The organism is Neobacillus cucumis (assembly GCF_016908975.1).
Lineage (GTDB): Bacteria > Bacillota > Bacilli > Bacillales > Cytobacillaceae > Neobacillus > Neobacillus cucumis.
In genome coordinates, this window is sequence record NZ_JAFBEX010000009.1 from 241,326 (window position 1) to 259,208 (window position 17,883).

A 17,883-nucleotide genomic window follows, 5' to 3' on the forward strand; every position below is an offset into this window, starting at 1 on the left:
TTATTTATGTCAATCAACAAATTTTAATGAAATGTATTGTATTAACAGGAAGTGCATATTCATATGATAGGATTGATAGACTTGAGGGGGTAGATTTAAAATGACCTTTATAAATAAGATGTTTAAAGATAGTCTTGTTTTTCTATTATTTTGTTTATTCCTTTTTCTATTTCTCTTTGCGGAGGAATTAAAAAACATCTCTTTTTTTACTAGAATCCCAAGTACGTTTTTTAATGTAAATACCATTTTTCTTAGTATTATTTTAGAGGCTATTCCATTTATTTTACTCGGTGTATTTGTATCAGCTATTATCCAATCATTTGTTTCCGAAAATGTAATCCGAAGGGTTCTGCCCCGAAATGCCTATTTAGCCCTTATACCTGCTGCTTTACTAGGAATAATCTTTCCTATATGTGAGTGTGCCATCGTTCCAGTTGTTCGCAGGTTAATAAAAAAAGGCATGCCTTCACATGTAGGTGTCGTATTTATGCTTAGTGCTCCAATCTTAAATCCTGTCGTTTATGCGTCTACTTATTTTGCATTTAAAAGCACTCCTTATGTAGCCAATGCAAGGATGTTTGTAGGATTTGTCAGCTCCATTATTATTGGAATAATCATTTACAGACGTTTTAAAGGAGAAAATATTCTTAAAGTGCAGAAGGAAGAAGAGCATCATCACCACCACCATAGAGGAAATAAACTATTAGAAACACTCTATCATGCAAGCGATGAATTATTTGATACAGGGAAGTATTTATTTATAGGTGCTTTTCTTGCTAGTTTATTTCAAACCTTCTTAGATCGAAATGTTCTCTTATCAATAGGGACCAGCACAACCTTTGCACCAATCGCTATGATGGGACTAGGATACGTCCTTTCGGTATGCTCTTCGGCAGATGCCTTTGTGGCCTCATCATTTGGTTCCACTTTTACAGAAAGTTCCATTCTAGCCTTTCTAGTATTCGGTCCTATGATTGATATAAAAAACACCTTAATGTTATTCGGTTATTTTAAGAAAAAGTTTGTCATATATCTACTATTGGTAACTCCTATTGTCGTTTATTTTTCCGTTTATGTTTTCCAGCAATTTTTTTTATAGGAGGTGTGTCCAAAGATGAAGACTCATAAAGTCCAAGATTTTTCTTTTCATCATCTTCTCAGGGGAATCATTTTAATTGGTTTTATGTTACTTTTATTTAAATTACTTCTAACGAATAATATATCTCTATTAATCGCCCCAAAAATGATTCGGTTTATTTACTTTACTCTTTTTATATGTCTTATTCTTGGAGTTCTTTTGATTATAAGAGGAACTTCAGGGAAGGATCTTTCTTATCATTGTGATTGTGACGGAGATCATGCCTACCCCTCCTCTATCTCAAAAAGTCTGTTTCTTTATTTATTGTTTATTATTCCTATAACCACAGGATTTCTTTTCTCGAACAATGTGCTGGGAAGCTCTGTTGCAATGAACAGAACAATTAAATTGGGAGCTAGCTCTCAACCGCCTAAGCAAAATAGTGCTTTAAATAACAGTTCAAATTTACAATCATCATTTAATACTGATAAAACTAATACTTCAACTAACACACAAAGTGTACTTGATAATCAACCAGAGCCTTTAACACAGAAAGAATACGATGCGTTGCAGAATAAAATATTAAAGGCTCATACCATTAATATTGACGATAATCAGTATGTAAACATAATGAGCATTATTCAGGATAATCTAAATACGATGATTGGAAAAACGGTAACCACAAAAGGATTTGTGTATCGGGAAAAAGAATTTATGCAAAACCAGATTATTGTTGCTCGATTTGGAATCACATGTTGTGTTGCCGATGCCTCCGTATATGGAATGATGGCAAAAGGAGAGGTAGCTTCATTGCCGAAGGATAAATGGGTTCAAGTAACAGGTAAAATTCAGCAAACTCAATACAATGGGGAGACAATTCCCGTTATAAAAATTAACCAGCTTTCAAGAATTACTGCTCCACAGCAGCCCTATGTTTTTGATGTAGGCATAAAAATTGAATAGACCTTTGTAATAATAAATTAACTTCCTGGTTAGTGCCAAATATTTTGTATGAAAATATACTACTGTCGTACAAGTAAATAAATATTAATAAAAAAAGCCGATTTACCTGATTGAATAGATCGGCTTTCTATACTTTGTGAAGAACTGTACTTAAACAAAACTGCCATTTAGTGAACAAGAAAAAAGAGCTGCCGTCACAACTCCACTCCAGGTCAAAGCCCTGTTAGATGTAAGTAAATTATTAATGATTTCCTGACACAATAACTAAATCGTGCAACAAATTCACCAATTTTCCCATCTTCCAAGCAATTACTACTAAGCTAATTGCTATTATCACTAAACTTCCTACCTTAATAACTTCGAATTGGTCTTTATTCACATCATTAACCCCCATATATAATGCTTAGGGATTCATATTCTGCAACGCTCATAATAAATCCTTCTTCAAGTCACCTGCCATTTGTTCAAGAACGGTAATAAAAGAGGAATGCCGAAACAGTCCATTTGTTGTAAAACTTAAATAAGTTCAACCCTTCTTCTGTAATTTATCTATTTTCCCCTCAATTTTAGTCTATATAAAAAAATATAAAAATCAGGACATATAAAAAAGGAAAGCCCGAAAGCTTTCCCCATAATTTATGAATGTTATGATCTTTAGCTTTAATTTCAAAATACTCACTTCTGTATGGCTCACATTTGTCATACTTCATAATGTAAAGCCATTGGAAACACTGTGGTTTAATTAACCTATTTAAGCACTGCGTTTAGCATTCACTATGTTATTTTCTTTTGCACCAAATTTACGGATAAATGGAATCACCCAACGGTCTAAACCAATGCGTCCTGCATTTAAGCCAGCAGCGATAATAATGACTCCTATTAAGATATCCATTGGGTTACTAGATACGGTTCCGGCAAACATATAGGCAAAGTTCATTACTAATCCGAAGAACATGGCAGCAGTTGTTAAGCAGCCGAGAATTAATCCTAGACCTACAAGGAATTCACCTAATGGAATGATTGTATTAAAAATGTGCGCGTTTGGTAATGCCAAGTGTTGCAGGAAGTCAACATACCAGCTGTATAACACATTTCCTTCCGGACCCTTAACTGGATTCGCGATGGCTCCTTTTAAGAATCCAGAAGCATCGAATCCGCCAGCGAGTTTGTGATAACCAGCTGTCATCCACTCATAACCTAGATAAAGTCGTAAGACTGTTAAAATGCCAGCAGCAATCTTGTTTTCTCTTAGAAATTTGTTAAACATTTTAAAGACCCCTTTTTTATATTAATTGTATTAATAACTTGTTTACACTGTTATTATAATCCGTTTATCTCAATTAGGAATGACTTTGTTAAATAATTCACATACAGTTCAAACCTTTGTGTCAGAACTTTGACGAATGTTCAAATCTATCTTATTGCTGATCCATCCGTACATAGCTCCTATTAAGTATACCTCTTCACAATCTTACCTCAATCCCAATTAACTTGTACTATTTACTAAATAAAGTAAACAATAGATAGACTGCTGCCCCCCACATAACTAGGGCTGATATTTTATTTAAAATCAATAAAAAGTTACCAGATTCATCAAGCTCTCCACTTATTCGACCAATCAGTGAAAGCCCAAAAAACCAAATCCATGAAACCAAAATACAAGCAAAGGCAAAGATTACTTTATCTTCCCCTTGGTATCTTAATGAACTTGTTCCAATTACACCTACAGTATCCATGATGGCATGAGGGTTTAGTAAGGAAACAGATGCTGCAAACAATACTTGTTTCTTTACAGAAAATTTATTCGCACTTACTCCTCTTTCATTACTTGGTTTACTATTCCATGTGGTCCATCCCATATAGATTAAAAAAATACAACCTGCTCCAACCAAAAATATTTTTATCCAGAATGAACCTAAAATAACAAACGAAACACCCAAAACAGATATCAGAATTAAGAGGGTATCACACAAAGCAGCTGTTATGATAGCTGGTAATGTATTAACAAAACGTGGCTGATATACCCCTTGATTAAAAACAAAAACATTTTGGACACCAAGAGGAAGAATCAGCCCTAGTGCAAGAATAAATCCATGAAATAATGGTTCTAACATCCTAAGTACGCCCTTTCTTTTATATAATTCAACGAGTCTTATTTTAATTTGAAATTTTATTTTTGTCTCCGACCAATTGGATGGATTTGAAACCAACCAAGTAATATAATGATTAAAAGGAGAACGATTTTGATGTTTAAAACCGATTGGAAACCAAATAAGTCATCGCTAGTTCCATTACATAAACAAATCGCCGATTGGATTAAAGAAAAAATATCCAATGGAGAGTGGACGATAGGATATAAGCTCCCTCCCCAACGTACAATAGCAAAAGTTTTTGATGTAAATAGAAGTACAGTTGTAACTGCATATGATGAATTAATAGCTGAAGGACTTATTGAGGGAAAAAGCGGCAGTGGAACCAGAGTGGTAAACAATACATGGAACTTGCTAGCAACTACCCCTCCCCCTGATTGGAATTCATATGTAAAGGTAGGAACTCACAAGCCAAACTTGCCAACGATTCAAGAAATAAATCAAGCTGAATTTATTCCTAACATAATTCGTTTGGGAACTGGAGAATTATCGCCAAATCTTATGCCGAGCACATCGATGAATAAAATTTTTCATCAATTGTCGAATAGTGAAATATCTTATGGCTATGAAGAACCAAAGGGGTTGCTGTCCTTAAGAGAACAAATTGCCAAGTATTTAAAAACCATTGGGATTTCTACTTCTCCTTCTTCCATTTTAATCGTATCAGGTGCATTACAAGCCCTGCAGCTTATAAGTGTTGGTTTATTAAATAGGGGTTCTACCGTATTAACAGAAAAGCCATCATATCTTCATTCTTTAAATGTCTTCCAGTCAGCAGGTATGCGTTTAGTGGGTATCCCATTGGATAAAGAAGGAATTCAAACCAATCTTATTCAACAATATAAAAAACAACAAAAAGCTGCATTACTCTATACCATTCCTTCATTTCATAATCCTACTGGTACCTTAATGACTTTGGAAAGACGGAAACAATTGCTGGATACTTGTCAACAAGAACAACTGCCTTTGATTGAAGATGATGTATACCGAGAATTATGGTTCGATGAAAGTCCGCCAAAACCCATTAAGGCTTTTGACAAACATGGACTGGTTCTTTATTTGGGAAGTTTATCAAAATCTTTAAGTCCTGGTCTTCGTATTGGATGGATTGTTGGTCCAGAACCAGTAGTTGAGCACTTAGCAGATATTAAAATGCAAACCGATTATGGTTCTAGTTCTTTATCACAGTGGGCAGCAGTAGAATGGTTTTCCAGTGGCCTCTACTATAAACATATAAATGAAGTAAGAGAACAACTGAAAACTCGAAGGGATTTTACTTTAGATATTTTGAACAAGTATTTTTCTGATATTGCCGTTTGGGATAAACCAACTGGAGGATTTTATATTTGGCTGCGTTTATTGCCGTCACTCTCTATGAGAAAATTATTTGAAATGGCACTTGCAGAAGGAATATTACTGAATCCAGGCAATGTTTATGATAATCAAGCTGAACAATATCTGCGAATTTCCTATTCATTTGCTTCTCTTCCCAAAATACATGATGGTATTAAAAGCTTATCAAAGATTGTAAAAACTTTAGCCAAATAAGGGCTTCTTTTGAAGCCCTTATTTCTCAACTTTTTGTTAAACTAACCTGCCAGTTAGTGGAACAAGAAAAAAAGTCGCCACTGCAGCCTCTTATTTAACATTAGCACCCGTTAGCCATCCATGAAGCACAGCTTCACCACAAAGGATGGAATTTCAAACCGTTCTTCCATGGTAGTTGAACAAATATATGAAAGGTTCTCCTTATTGAAGAACCTCTTTTTAATAGGATATTACAATTAGTAAAGAACTTCTTTATATTCGTAAAATTATAAGGATAATAATCCAGAAATTTTAGAATCACGATGATAAATCAACCTTATTAGCTTCTCATTCTTACTGCATAAGGATAAATTGGATCTTTTAATTGAAATTCATAAGTAAGACCATCTACAATTCCAACTACTTTTTCGCTATCGTAAAGTTCAAGCATAAATTCAGCCATTTCTTTTGCTGTATGGTATTTAGGAAGAAGTCCTTCAAACTTAACATTTTCTTCTAAATCATAGGATACTTTTGCAAATTCAGTTTCAGTTGCTGCAGGAGCTAATACTTTTGCTTGCATGCTTGCACCTTTTTCTTTTAATTCATGTGCAAGCCCTTCAGTAAAGGCACTTACATAGAATTTAGAAGCACAGTATGTGATTGCGTTTCCAATAATGGTATAACCCCCACCTGATGAAACGTTAATTAGTTGTGTTCCTTCAACTGATGAGTAGTCACGCACAAAAAGAGAAGTTAAAATAGTTAAAGCCTCGATATTTAAATTAAGCATTGTCTCAATTTTAGTTAAATTTTGATCTCCAACTGATGCAAAATTACCAAATCCTGCGTTATTAATCCACGTTTCAATTTTATATACCTTTAAATCTTCATATAATATATAAGCATTTTTCGTATTTGATAAATCAACTGTTTTAATAACGACTTCTAATTCTGCATTTACTTTCACGATCTCTGTTTTTAGTTTTTCAAGCTCCTCAGTTCTACGTGCCACAATGACTAAATTTTTACCACGAGCAGCAAAAGCAAGAGCTGTTTCATAACCAATACCAGAACTTGCACCTGTAATAACAGTATATTTTTTCATTTTATTGCCTCCTAATATTTTATTATACTAACAAAAATTGATTGTTAACTTTTACGGATTTATTATAGTGGTTAGAGTAAACTCTAAGCCAACCTATTTTTTACTCTTGATTAGCATTGGTTAAAAATGGAGGGTTTTATGTATACAATTGGCGAAGTGTCACAACTAGTAGGAGTTAGCACAAATACATTACGTTACTATAAAAAAGAGAATATCATTCTTCCAGATCGAAGCGAAAATGGACAAAGAAAATATACTGAATCGCATCTTCAATGGCTAAAATTTTGTTTTAAAATTAAAAGAGACGCAAATGCCGATCAAAAAATCAAAGTGTATGCCTTATTGTTCTAATAGAAGATCATAAAAGTTCCATCGGAAACCAGTTAAAGACACTGAAAGAAACGAATAAAATGTTAGAACTAAATTTTCCATTTGAACCTAATCTCGTGACCTGTATTAATATCTCTTTCAAACTCCTCGAATGGATAATCCATATTTCTCCTCCCAAGCTAGTTCAAGAAAAAAAGCTGCCATTTTGTTGTAGCCAGTTATATAAGGAAAGCACTTTTTAGTTTAAGTGCATAACTTCACAATTTTGGGTTAGTGTTTCACACCAGCAAAAAAACCTACTTAACTCGGTTAAACCGTTGCTTTTAACTTAGCCTTTTTATACTTAAAGTCTCCGTTTACATTATTCATATGGTTTTCCATTCATATTGAATATCAGGTAAATTTTCTTCATTTTGGTGCCCTCTACCAATGATTTCAAATCCATTCTTTTCATAAAATCTTTGTGCATTTTTATTTACTTCAAACGTGTACAACGTTAATTTCCCGCTTGATAGTGCTTTTGCTTTATTTAATAAAGTTTGACCTATACCAATACCTTGATAATCTATGTGAACATAAAGTTGACTTATTTCCGTTTCGTTATAGGCAATCATTCCTACTACTCTTTCTTCTATTAACGCTAAATCTATTTGAAACTGTCCAGGTAATATGTGGTTTAAAAAATAAATGTGACTTTTTAAGCTATGACTTTCTTTTAGACCAATTGCCCGTTCCTTACTATTTCGCCACATTTTCACTGTTTGTTCAGCATACTTGGAATCATACTGAACAATTATGATTTGGTGTTGATTCACTATAATACCTCCTCAATTTTTGTTTACTCCCTAATTGTTATATTTTTGTTATGAAAATGCATAAATTTATACTCCCTCTATATTCATCTGTTTCGTTGCTTCAATATCTAACTAACGTTACCATTTCAATAATCAAGGTAATAATTCCTCTAATTTAACCGAAAATGAGGAATTTACTTTGTTATTTTCAGGAGCTTGGATTGTATGAATTCCATAAAAGAATCGAAGGATTCTCTCCAGAAACATTAAAAGCATATCGCTCCAATCTAAGCTGCTCTTCCAACACTTTAGCGATCTGGATGATAAATCATTAACGACTGATCAACTAAAAGGATACTTATCAAATAGCATTTCTTGTTAAACGTTTAAGTGGAAATATTTACAATCTCTATTCACCATTACCTTACAACATCGGTAATAACATAAAAAGAAAAAATCTAATTAATACAGGATTTTAATCAAACTTTATTTTAAAGCTACAGCATTAAAACAATAAAAGCCTACTCATTAACGAGTGGGCTTATTTTCGTTATCTTTATCCAATTTTCATTTACGCGCCTTAGAGGATTCGAACCGCTGACCTCCTGCGTGCAAAGCAGGTGCTCTCCCAGCTGAGCTGAGGCCCCAAGGCCCATAGTGTTAATATCCAGTTCGACTGGTCGTGAAGACAGGATTATGCTGTTTATGTTCATGCTCTGGTCCATTCTGGTCAGCTTGCAACTGTTCTTCCCAAATGCTTTCCCATTCTTTTAAATCATTCCAAATATGGTCCATTATAATACCGGCTCCTTTTCTTCCTGTTCCTTCAAAGCACGATACAAGGCAGATCTAGAGGCGGAAGTCATTCCCGTGATTTCTTTAATCGTGTATTTGTTCAATTTATAAAGCTCAATGGCGTGTTTAAGACCAGCGTGTTTCTTGTGGTATTTCTTCGGTCTTCCTACATAAACACCTTTACATTTAGCAATCTCGATTCCATTCCGCTGTTTCTCTTTTAAAATCGTCCTTTCCATTTCACAAAGCCAGCCATGATTGTTAAAAAGAACTTTCCTGTTGGCGTCCTGGTATCTATGTACATATCAAGAATAACAAGATTAATATTCCTAGCTTCAAAATCCTCAACCAATTCTATTAGCTGTCTGGAGCTTCTTCCTAATCGGTCCATCCGGATTACTACAATCGTGTCTCCAGATTCCAACGTGTCTAATAGCTTGTCTAATTCTTGTCTTTGTTTAGCAACACCAGAAATTTTTTCGTGTACAATTTCATCGACTCCGAATTTGGAAAGGGCTGCAAACTGAGTGTCCAAATTCTGAGCCTTGGAACTGACCCTCGCATATCCGTAAATCATTTTCTTCCCCTCATGTTTCACTTACTCTGCCGTGTTCATGCTGCCTTTCTCTATTTCTTATTTAGATTTATAGTTATCACCATAATAATCAATTTCCATATCTGTAACCATACTTTTAAGTTCATGGGCTACACTAGCCACCCAAACAATAGCCCCTATGGTGAGCCCTATACACAATAATGTTATAATTCTTTTCTTCTTCATTGATGTTTCATTCCTTTTATGTATTCTCTTATACTACAAAATTGTATCCTATCGGCTTAAGTTTTTAGAACAACCTTTTTAGGCCACTCTAAAATATTAATCTTACGTCGCTGAATTTGACAAACAGGCTTTGGTATCAGGATGTTTGTTTGAACGACTTTATGGATCAAAGCTACAAAATTTAGTTCTCAAAAATGAACTTGAAAAACATTAAGAGAACTTGATGATATGACAAGCAAAAAAAATGATTAAGTTTGCATATTGTAAGAGCAAACGTCAAAGAGCCCGGTGTCTATGAATAGGAAAACCGGGCTTTTTGCTAGGGTTTACAACTATGTCATTCGTTAGAGATTAGAAATCTAGGACTGTAATAAATATAACATTACTTGTTTACAGTTTAGTTAATGCACAGGGACAATTTGGTAACATTTCCATTACTTTTGAGGAAACACTCAGCTTATATGTAGTTTTATTTAGTTACCTCACTGGGACGGCACTCATGCCGAACATACATAATATTAATAAGACAGGCGTATATTTACGACTGTCTTATTTAACAATTATAGTCTAGTATCCTTCCAAAAATTAACTGAATAATTTAAGTCAGGATTATAAGCTTCAAATGTATATCCTCTATCTTTAAATAATTCTATAATAGCCGGTAAAGCTTTTAAAGTGTCCTTGTGGTCATGCATGAGAACAACTTCGTGTTGCCTTTTTATTTCACTAGCTACTTCGTTAATAATAAGATTTGTATTGTCATTGTAACGCCAGTCATTAGAATCTATAGTCCAATCCCATAATTTTAAATGATCAGCAGCGACTTTATCTCTGAAAGGCATGGTTAAATATGGTTTACTTCCGTAAGGACTTCTGCTAATACTAGTGTGTATACCGAGAGTGGATAATAATTGTTGTTCTTGTTCAAATTCCTGAATATAGGCATTTGGACTAGCAAATAATGATCTTGGATTATGGGTCATGGAATGAAGACCGATGACATCTCCTTCATTTACTATTCTTTTCAACACTGCTTCTTTTCCTTTAATGCGGTTTCCAATTATGAAGAAGGTAGCATGAATATTATTCGCTTTTAAAATATTGAGAAGCTGTGAAGTGTATGGCGAAGGACCATCATCGAAAGTTAAAAAGACTACTTTTTGTTTCGCAAATTCTTCTCTTTCTTTTTGAATATCATTTGCAGAAGTTTTAACTGGATTAATTGTTTTTAATGAAACTTCATTTCCATTTCCTTTAACTTTTGCTTTATCTTGAATTGTTTGATGGAAATCGATTTTTGTTTCTTTTTTATTCAAAGATAAAGATTCAGATGGCTTATTCGCATGTGTAGCACTTAAGCCAATAGAGAATGCTAAAATAATAACAAAAGCTCCAATTGAAGACGGAAAAATCCATTTGTTTTTTGTTAACATTATATATACCTTTTTTCCATAAATTTACTGAAAGAAATATCTTTACCATTCATTTTATTATCAATTTTTTAAAAAATTTCCTTTTTTACTTAATTTTTAATGTTACTGACTGAGTATTTTTAGGTTTTGGCTAGAAAATTAAGTCTATCCTTAAAACAACTTTTTCTGAGCATATCCTATGAAAAAGGAACTCTTTTAAAGTCCCTCTCCCTTTGATTTTTTTAAATCGTGCACTTTTATAATCATGTACATCCTTTTTTCCTCAATATTTAAAGGATCTATTATTTTTTCACATATTCATAAAGCGTCATGGAGGAATTCCTAGATCCCATCCACTCCTGATCTTCGCTTGGTTTGGATTGTGCATCCTGCCACTTGGAAGCAGGTACTACAATACAGTTGCTTTTGATCCAATTAATGACCGCCGATTGTTGGTTGCCAAATGACCTTCCTTGAAGAAGGAAATAGCGGACTTCACCGTCTTTAACCATCTTCTGCAGCTTCTCCACTGTTATTGCCGGGTCATTTCCCATAAATCCCCCCATTGCCATAACAGGAAGGCCGGTGTCAAGAATGAAAGGCGCAGCAGACATCGCATTTAATGTCGCCACCAGGTAGGATCCTTCCCGGTAATTCGACTTTAAATAGTTTTCAAGTTGAGGATTAGATGCCATCCCGTCACTTTCATGCTGGTTTTTTAGCTCAGGGCCTGCAAACGGTTTTGTTACCGACCCTCCATATTCAATGGGCGTCATGGCCCAAGCTGTTGGAGCTGCTACTAGAGCCAGAACACCAGCTGCCATCGTGATAATCGATATAGCTCTTTTACCTGAAGCATTTAATTTTTGGACAAAGAACAAACAAATCAAAGCAAGTATTGCAAGTACTCCGATTACTATGGAAAGCGGGTCCCTTAAGCTAGGATATTTCCATACTACTGAAATTTCAAAGAGCACGGTGCATACCAATGCAAGAGGTAAAAACCATGTTTCTTTTTTTTCCTTTGAACGCCATTGATACCACATCTGTTTGAAACCAGCGCCGGCCAAGGCAGCAATACCCGGAGCTAACATAACCATGTAATAACTGCTGAACCTTTTTGCAATACTGAAGAAGATGAACATAGTCAAAACCCAAACTGTCCAAAGAATGACCGTTTGTTGCTTTCGATCGAGAGGACCTCGAAAACGCATACCCCACAGTAGTGCTGCTACACTAATTAGGACTCCAGGCAATAGCCAGCTAAGTTGTCCATCCAATTCCGGTGTTGTAAACAGTCTAAGAAGGCCCGTATTTCCCGTTTGTCCAAATCCTGAAAAATGGTTCCCCGCATTTCGTGACATATCCCTCATGAACTGAGTATTCCGGCTGTACATTTGTTGTCCCATCGATGATTGACTATTAAAACCAGCAGTTTGGTGGGCTTGACTTGTGTTTTTCCAACCACTTGTCGGCTGGCCTTGCTGTGAACCCATGTGGAAATTTCCTTGTTGACCTCGCTGCTGTCCAAGGAGCCGGTTGATACCATTATACCCAATCGCCAACGTCACCATGGAATTATCTTGTGTACTCCCAACATATGGGCGATGGTCTGATGGAATCGAATCAACGATAACCGACCAAGATAGGGAAACAACCGTAAGAACGATTGTAGCAACTAATAAATGAACTAGCTTTTTAGTCCAAGTTAATTTTGGGGATATTAAATAAAAAAGATAAAAGGCCGGTAGTACGAGGAATGCCTCCATCATCTTAATGTTAAATCCGACTCCAACTAGAAAGAATGCGAGCACCAACCATTTTAAATGACTTTTCTCTACTGCCTTACTAATCGCCCAAGTGGCAATCAGTGTAACGAACATGAGCATACTATCAACTTCATTCGTCCGGTCTGCCGCCACAACAATAGGGGTCAGTGCTAAAAAAAGGGCTGCTAGCAGCCCGGCCCCAAGGCCAAACACACGGGTTACAAGATGGTAAAGTAGAGCGACCGCTAACACACCGGCCAAAGCTTGTGGCAGAAATAAGCTCCATCCTTTAAACCCAAAGATATACGCACTTAATGTTTGAAACCAAAAGCCAACTGGTGGTTTATCAATGGTTATAAATCCTTTAGGATCAAATGAATTAAAGAAAAAATTGTGCCAACTATCCAGCATGCTTTTTACTGCAGCAGAATAATATGTATTTCCAACTCCCTCTTGTCCTAACTTATAAAAGTTAAGGATTATCGATATCAACAGTATTGCTGCCAACCATAGATAATGCCACTTAAATTTTGACTTTATTTGACTCATCGAATCCCTTCCCTGCTTTTTATTTATTTATCAATATTCTAAAATTACGAAAGGAATGAAGCTCAACTATTACGCTTAAATATTTAGGTACAAGTTTGAGTGCTTTGCATTTTATAAATTTGATTATTTACTTCTCCTATAGAATTTACACCATTTTGAACATTAGATAGAAAATAATTTCCGGGGGAGCTTAGGCCCCTTATTTTTACGACTTTTTTCTAGACAATTAAATAGATCTGTACGAGTTTTCATTTATTAGCCCTTCTTATAAATCATTAAATGATAATTTTCACTTTGCATCTCGTAAAGCATAACGATCCTTTGAACCGTTTGTTCCACTTTTCATTCACATTGTCCCTTTCCTCCTGTTAATCTCGAAATTTAATGTCAACTTACTTTATCGAAGAAACATTATATTTTCATGAAATTTTATTAAATAAAGAATTATTTTTTACTATGTTCGAGATATAAAAGAATTTCCTTTCGGATTTTGAGAAATAAGGAAGGTTGAAGATGTATAATAATACTCTTTATAAAATTAACGGAGGAAAAAGTATCATGGAAAAGGGTATTACTGTAGCAATAACTCCATATAAAAGCCAAGGTAACTTGTGAACAAGAAAAAAGACCCCGGTAATTAACGAGTTCGGTTGAGAGATAGCTTATCGTTCCAGTTAATGACGACTTGTTTTCTTACTATGAAAATAATAACATTATTTCAAATACAAAATGATCAAAGAGGAAAGGACTTAACTAATAATGAAAGATCAGATTAATGAATTAACATTATTATTATTGTATTTAACGTCTTTTAAAGAAGATTATGGTTTTGCTGAAGCTCAAAGAAGTTGGAAAGGCTACCCTTTTGAATCACTAAATGAATTATCAGAGTATGATTTCATTCGTGACAGCAAGCGATCAAAATCTGTATATCTTACAGAAAAGGGAATCGAACAAGCCATTGAGCTAATGAAAAAATATAACATAAAGGAACAGTAAGGGATTTCTTAAACAGATTTCCTTTTTCCTTTCGAAAAAAGACCTTAATCGCAATTTAAGTGGATCTTGAATTCTTGCACCCGTTGAACAAGAGAAATAGATGAATTCTTTGATTGTTTTCATTTTTTCAATCCTCTTCCTCCTAACCCTTGTTCAATCCTTTTTCTATCAACTTCTTCTACCCAATCGTAGTATTTCTCATAAAGTGGACGTATTCGGTCTGCTTCACGGGCTATAACTTCGCACCCTCGGTCGTCGTAGACAAAGAAAATAATGTCTTTTGTCATGTTCACTAAGAAAACATCGGGATAATCGATGGAGTACCCTCCGAACTTTGGTTTCAATGGAAAATCTTCATTACTCGCTGCCTTAAGTAATTCATTCACACATATGTCTCCTCGCTTACACAGCAAGGAAAATTGTTGCAGCTCGAATTCTTCTGCTTCGTCCAATTCGAACGGATAAGAGTACGTTTTCACCTGAATTCGATTCAAATTATTTTTACACTTCAGAAACGGCTGGTATACCTTCAGTTTTCTAGTATGTTTCTCTTTTGTTTTGTGCTTATAAACATTCGTCACGAAGAACAAGTCGTCATTTTGCTCAAACAACTCATTGAAAATTGTTGAGGTTTGCTTATATACAAGTCGAAATCGATCAAGATTTAGATCATCATTATCTTTGAATTGATAGATTTCACCACCAAGTGAAAAGTGGATGCCAATGTCCCATTGATAATAAATGCTTGGGATTAATTCGACAGTTGGAAACCTTCCCTTAAGATAGTCAATTAAGTTCATTTACTCATTCTCGCTTTCATTTACATCGAATTCAAGGTATCCGAAAAAGGTTTGGATTTGTCTAAATAAATAAAAGATTTGGTAATAATTATAGCATTGCATCTTTAACTAAACTCCCGTTTGTTCAATAAGAAAAGAGTTGCCGCCGCAACTCCTTGTTGAACTCTCGTGCTGTTAAAGTAGAAAAACTAAAATCCTTTATTTAAATACCTTGTCTACTTCATTCCTATCGTAATCTAAAATCCAATCATTGTATCCATCATAAATATGTCTAATTGTTTCGGGGGATGTCGCTAATAAATCACAATCTCTATCATCGTAAACATGTAAGATCGTTTTCTTATTAATATTTATGAAGTAAACTCTATGGAAAATACTTGGTTTCAACCCCAAGTCTTGATTGCAAATTTCTTTTAATAATGGGAGGTATTTAAAATCAGATGTTTTGCAGCATAGAGAAAATCTATGAGTTTTATATGTACCTTCTTCATCATCCTCTGGGAATATATAAGGTATTTCTTGATGTTTCAGCCTAAACAATAATGATTTTTCAACATAGCTAGAAAAATTCTTTAACTGATGTCTAATGTTTTTACCCCTATCAAAATCATTTACATCCATCACGACAAAAATATCATCCATAGGAGCATGCAAAGCTTCAAATATCGTAATTGCCCTTTTATAACATCCCAGTACATAGGGGTTGTTGGGGTATTCATATTCCCTTTTCCACTCCACCCCTAGTTCAAACCTTATACCAATATCCCAACAATAAAACAAGGGTGGTCTAAGTTCTAAGTTTGGAAAATTCTCATTCATAAAATTGTTTAAAAGCATTTTACACCTCTTTTCTTACTATCATTATATCATCGCTCTTGAACTATTCTCCCGATAGCCATCCATGAATCGCTAAAAAACAGCTCTTCACCACAAAGAATGAAAATGTATTGAATCCGTCCATACTTGTTCTAAGGCTGGGAGAGGAAGGTCGATAAACTATGGTGCCATTGTGCCCATCCGATAGTCTGACTCCAACGACCACGGTGCATCACAAACTGTCGCTCCCTTGCGGGAAGCACTCATGGTAGATTAATCCTAATTCTGATTGTTGCACCAGCCTCCAATTTTCAAGCCTAGAAAGGAAGATTTCAATGGATGTTATCATTGAAAGTGCGTGTGGGCTGGATGTCCATAAGGACAATATTACAGCTTGTATCATGACCTCAAAAGGAAAGGAGATTCAAACATTTTCTACTAAAACAGTCTTTTTATTAAAGTTATTGGACTGGATTAAGGAGAATCATTGTACTCATGTGGCTATGGAAAGCACAAGTGTTTATTGGAAGCCAATTGTTAACTTATTAGAGTCTGAGGGAATCGAGTTTTTAGTGGTTAATGCCCAACATATGAAGGCACTCCCTGGTCGTAAGACCGATGTTAAAGATGCTGAATGGATTGCCCAACTTCTTCGTCATGGTCTACTTAAAGCAAGTTTTATTCCAAATCGGACACAACGGGAATTAAGAGAGCTTGTACGTTATCGCCGAAGTATCATTGAAGAACGTGCCAGGCAGCTAAATCGGATTCAAAAGGTATTAGAAGGTGCCAATATCAAACTTGGTTCAGTTGTTTCTGACATTATGGGCGTTTCATCGAAGGATATGCTTCGAGCCATCGCTGACGGTGAAGATGACCCTGAGAAACTAGCAAACTTCGCTCGTCGTTCAATGAAAAAGAAAAAAGAAGAACTTGAATTAGCACTTCAGGGCTATGTTAACCCACATCAACGATTAATGCTTAAAACAATCTTAACTCACATCGATTTCTTAACTAATCAAATTGAAATATTAGATCAAGAGATTGCACAAAGGGTAAGTTCTTACGAAGATGATATTGAAAGACTTGATTCAATTCCTGGCATTGCAAGAAGAATGGCTGAACAAATCATGGCTGAAATCGGAACTGATGTTAAAAACCAATTTCCCACTGCGGCTCATCTGTGCTCGTGGGCAGCCCTTGTACCTGGACACAACGAAAGTGCAGGAAAAAGAAAATCAACTAAATCTAAAAAGGGAAATAAGTATTTAAGATCAGCCTTAACAGAAGCAGCTCAATCAGTAAGAGGATCAAAAAACTACCTTGGGGCACTGTATAGACGTACAGGACGAAAAGGTAAGAAAAGAGCAGCTATTGTTGTCGCTCATGCGATTTTGCGTATCGCATATTACCTGTTAACTAGAAAAGAGACGTATGTAGACCTCGGCGAAGACTACTTTGATAAACAAAGACAAGTATCTATTGTACGCCATTCAGTTCGAAGACTAGAAAACTTAGGATATAGAGTGACAATTACTGAAGCCTCTTAAGCATTAATCAAGTCCATAAATATCACTGATTAGACGCTCCTCCTTTTTTTAAAAAGTTGAATGAGCTGCGTCTATTTAAGTATTGTCTTTTTTCCGAAGTTACAGAAGTTAATTTTCATGGTAGTTTAAGTACAACACATTTCACAATCTTTCTTGCCAAAGGAAAAAAAGCGACCTTCTTATTGAAGTATCGCACAGGATATTCGACCTTTTTTCATCGCTTTGTAAAAATATCCGATAGCCAAAAAGAGAGGATCATAGCTGCCCAATGTGGGAGGGCAATCATAAACATAAGAATCCCTGCACCTAAGTCATCTTGTGTATATAGATTTGGAAAAAGACTATATTCAATTGGATGGAACAAAAACGCTCCAATAAAGGATGGGAGGAGAGGGATATAAAATATATATCTCATTTTCCCAAGGGAAAATCTTGTGTTTATAAAAGTATAAAGAGGAACCA

The 17,883-nt window shown here is 35.1% G+C and carries 15 protein-coding genes, 1 tRNA gene and 2 pseudogenes; 6 read left to right on the plus strand and 12 right to left on the minus strand.

Annotated elements, in window-relative coordinates; genetic code table 11:
* Positions 1–100: 100 nt before the first annotated feature.
* Both JOC76_RS14345 and JOC76_RS14350 read left to right on the plus strand, forming a co-directional pair.
* Positions 101–1,099 carry a permease gene (locus JOC76_RS14345; protein ID WP_205178553.1) on the plus strand — a complete coding sequence of 333 codons (999 nt, stop codon included), beginning with the start codon at positions 101–103 and terminating at the stop codon, positions 1,097–1,099.
* 84 nt (positions 1,100–1,183) lie between these two features.
* Complete coding sequence (locus JOC76_RS14350) at positions 1,184–2,041, plus strand: TIGR03943 family putative permease subunit (protein ID WP_239557739.1); 858 nt, start codon at positions 1,184–1,186, stop codon at positions 2,039–2,041.
* Between the two features lie 241 nt (positions 2,042–2,282).
* Here the strand turns inward: JOC76_RS14350 and JOC76_RS14355 are convergent, their stop codons facing one another.
* The 3 genes from JOC76_RS14355 to JOC76_RS14365 form a co-directional block, all read right to left on the minus strand.
* Positions 2,283–2,420, minus strand: a complete 138-nt coding sequence (locus JOC76_RS14355) for a hypothetical protein (protein ID WP_205178557.1) — start codon at positions 2,418–2,420, stop codon at positions 2,283–2,285.
* 372 nt (positions 2,421–2,792) lie between these two features.
* Positions 2,793–3,308 (minus strand): DoxX family membrane protein, encoded by a 516-nt coding sequence (locus JOC76_RS14360; RefSeq protein WP_205178559.1) that lies wholly within the window; start codon positions 3,306–3,308, stop codon positions 2,793–2,795.
* 229 nt (positions 3,309–3,537) lie between these two features.
* On the minus strand, positions 3,538–4,155 hold the full coding sequence (locus JOC76_RS14365; RefSeq protein ID WP_205178561.1) for a LysE/ArgO family amino acid transporter: 618 nt from the start codon (positions 4,153–4,155) through the stop codon (positions 3,538–3,540).
* 132 nt (positions 4,156–4,287) lie between these two features.
* Here JOC76_RS14365 and pdxR point away from each other — a divergent pair, with 132 nt between their 5' ends.
* A complete protein-coding gene (pdxR, locus tag JOC76_RS14370; RefSeq protein ID WP_205178563.1) occupies positions 4,288–5,739 on the plus strand; it encodes a MocR-like pyridoxine biosynthesis transcription factor PdxR in 1,452 nt (483 codons plus the stop codon).
* Between the two features lie 319 nt (positions 5,740–6,058).
* Here the strand turns inward: pdxR and JOC76_RS14375 are convergent, their stop codons facing one another.
* A complete protein-coding gene (locus JOC76_RS14375; protein ID WP_205178565.1) occupies positions 6,059–6,826 on the minus strand; it encodes an SDR family NAD(P)-dependent oxidoreductase in 768 nt (255 codons plus the stop codon).
* A 138-nt stretch (positions 6,827–6,964) separates the two neighbouring features.
* Here JOC76_RS14375 and JOC76_RS30020 point away from each other — a divergent pair.
* Positions 6,965–7,245 (plus strand): annotated as a pseudogene (locus JOC76_RS30020) (MerR family transcriptional regulator); the annotation flags it as partial.
* Positions 7,246–7,521: 276 nt separating this feature from the next.
* Here JOC76_RS30020 and JOC76_RS14385 read toward each other — a convergent pair.
* The 6 genes and pseudogenes from JOC76_RS14385 to JOC76_RS14410 all read right to left on the minus strand — a co-directional run bounded on the left by JOC76_RS14385 (position 7,522) and on the right by JOC76_RS14410 (position 13,256).
* Entirely contained in the window at positions 7,522–7,971 is a 450-nt protein-coding gene (locus tag JOC76_RS14385; protein WP_205178567.1) for a GNAT family N-acetyltransferase, read from the minus strand.
* 553 nt (positions 7,972–8,524) lie between these two features.
* Positions 8,525–8,596, minus strand: a tRNA-Ala gene (locus JOC76_RS14390).
* Between the two features lie 14 nt (positions 8,597–8,610).
* Positions 8,611–8,745, minus strand: coding sequence for a hypothetical protein (locus tag JOC76_RS30520; RefSeq protein ID WP_275591366.1), 135 nt, complete (start codon positions 8,743–8,745; stop codon positions 8,611–8,613).
* Positions 8,745–9,322: pseudogene (locus JOC76_RS30885) on the minus strand (recombinase family protein). The gene JOC76_RS30520 and the pseudogene JOC76_RS30885 overlap by 1 nt, the downstream one beginning before the upstream one ends.
* Before the next feature lie 764 nt (positions 9,323–10,086).
* Entirely contained in the window at positions 10,087–10,959 is an 873-nt protein-coding gene (locus JOC76_RS14405) for a polysaccharide deacetylase family protein (RefSeq protein WP_205178570.1), read from the minus strand.
* Positions 10,960–11,240: 281 nt separating this feature from the next.
* Positions 11,241–13,256: a glycosyltransferase family 39 protein gene (locus JOC76_RS14410; RefSeq protein ID WP_205178571.1), complete on the minus strand. Its 2,016-nt coding sequence runs from the start codon at positions 13,254–13,256 to the stop codon at positions 11,241–11,243.
* 759 nt (positions 13,257–14,015) lie between these two features.
* On the opposite strand from JOC76_RS14410, the gene JOC76_RS14415 reads away from it, so the two are divergent.
* Positions 14,016–14,255 carry a DUF6429 family protein gene (locus JOC76_RS14415; protein WP_205178572.1) on the plus strand — a complete coding sequence of 80 codons (240 nt, stop codon included), beginning with the start codon at positions 14,016–14,018 and terminating at the stop codon, positions 14,253–14,255.
* 119 nt (positions 14,256–14,374) lie between these two features.
* Here the strand turns inward: JOC76_RS14415 and JOC76_RS14420 are convergent, their stop codons facing one another.
* Both JOC76_RS14420 and JOC76_RS14425 read right to left on the minus strand, forming a co-directional pair.
* A complete protein-coding gene (locus tag JOC76_RS14420; protein WP_205178573.1) occupies positions 14,375–15,055 on the minus strand; it encodes a DUF3885 domain-containing protein in 681 nt (226 codons plus the stop codon).
* Between the two features lie 198 nt (positions 15,056–15,253).
* Positions 15,254–15,874 (minus strand): DUF3885 domain-containing protein, encoded by a 621-nt coding sequence (locus JOC76_RS14425; protein ID WP_205178574.1) that lies wholly within the window; start codon positions 15,872–15,874, stop codon positions 15,254–15,256.
* Positions 15,875–16,206: 332 nt separating this feature from the next.
* Between JOC76_RS14425 and JOC76_RS14430 the strand changes: the two genes are divergently transcribed.
* On the plus strand, positions 16,207–17,421 hold the full coding sequence (locus JOC76_RS14430; RefSeq protein ID WP_205178576.1) for an IS110 family RNA-guided transposase: 1,215 nt from the start codon (positions 16,207–16,209) through the stop codon (positions 17,419–17,421).
* Positions 17,422–17,883: the final 462 nt, after the last annotated feature.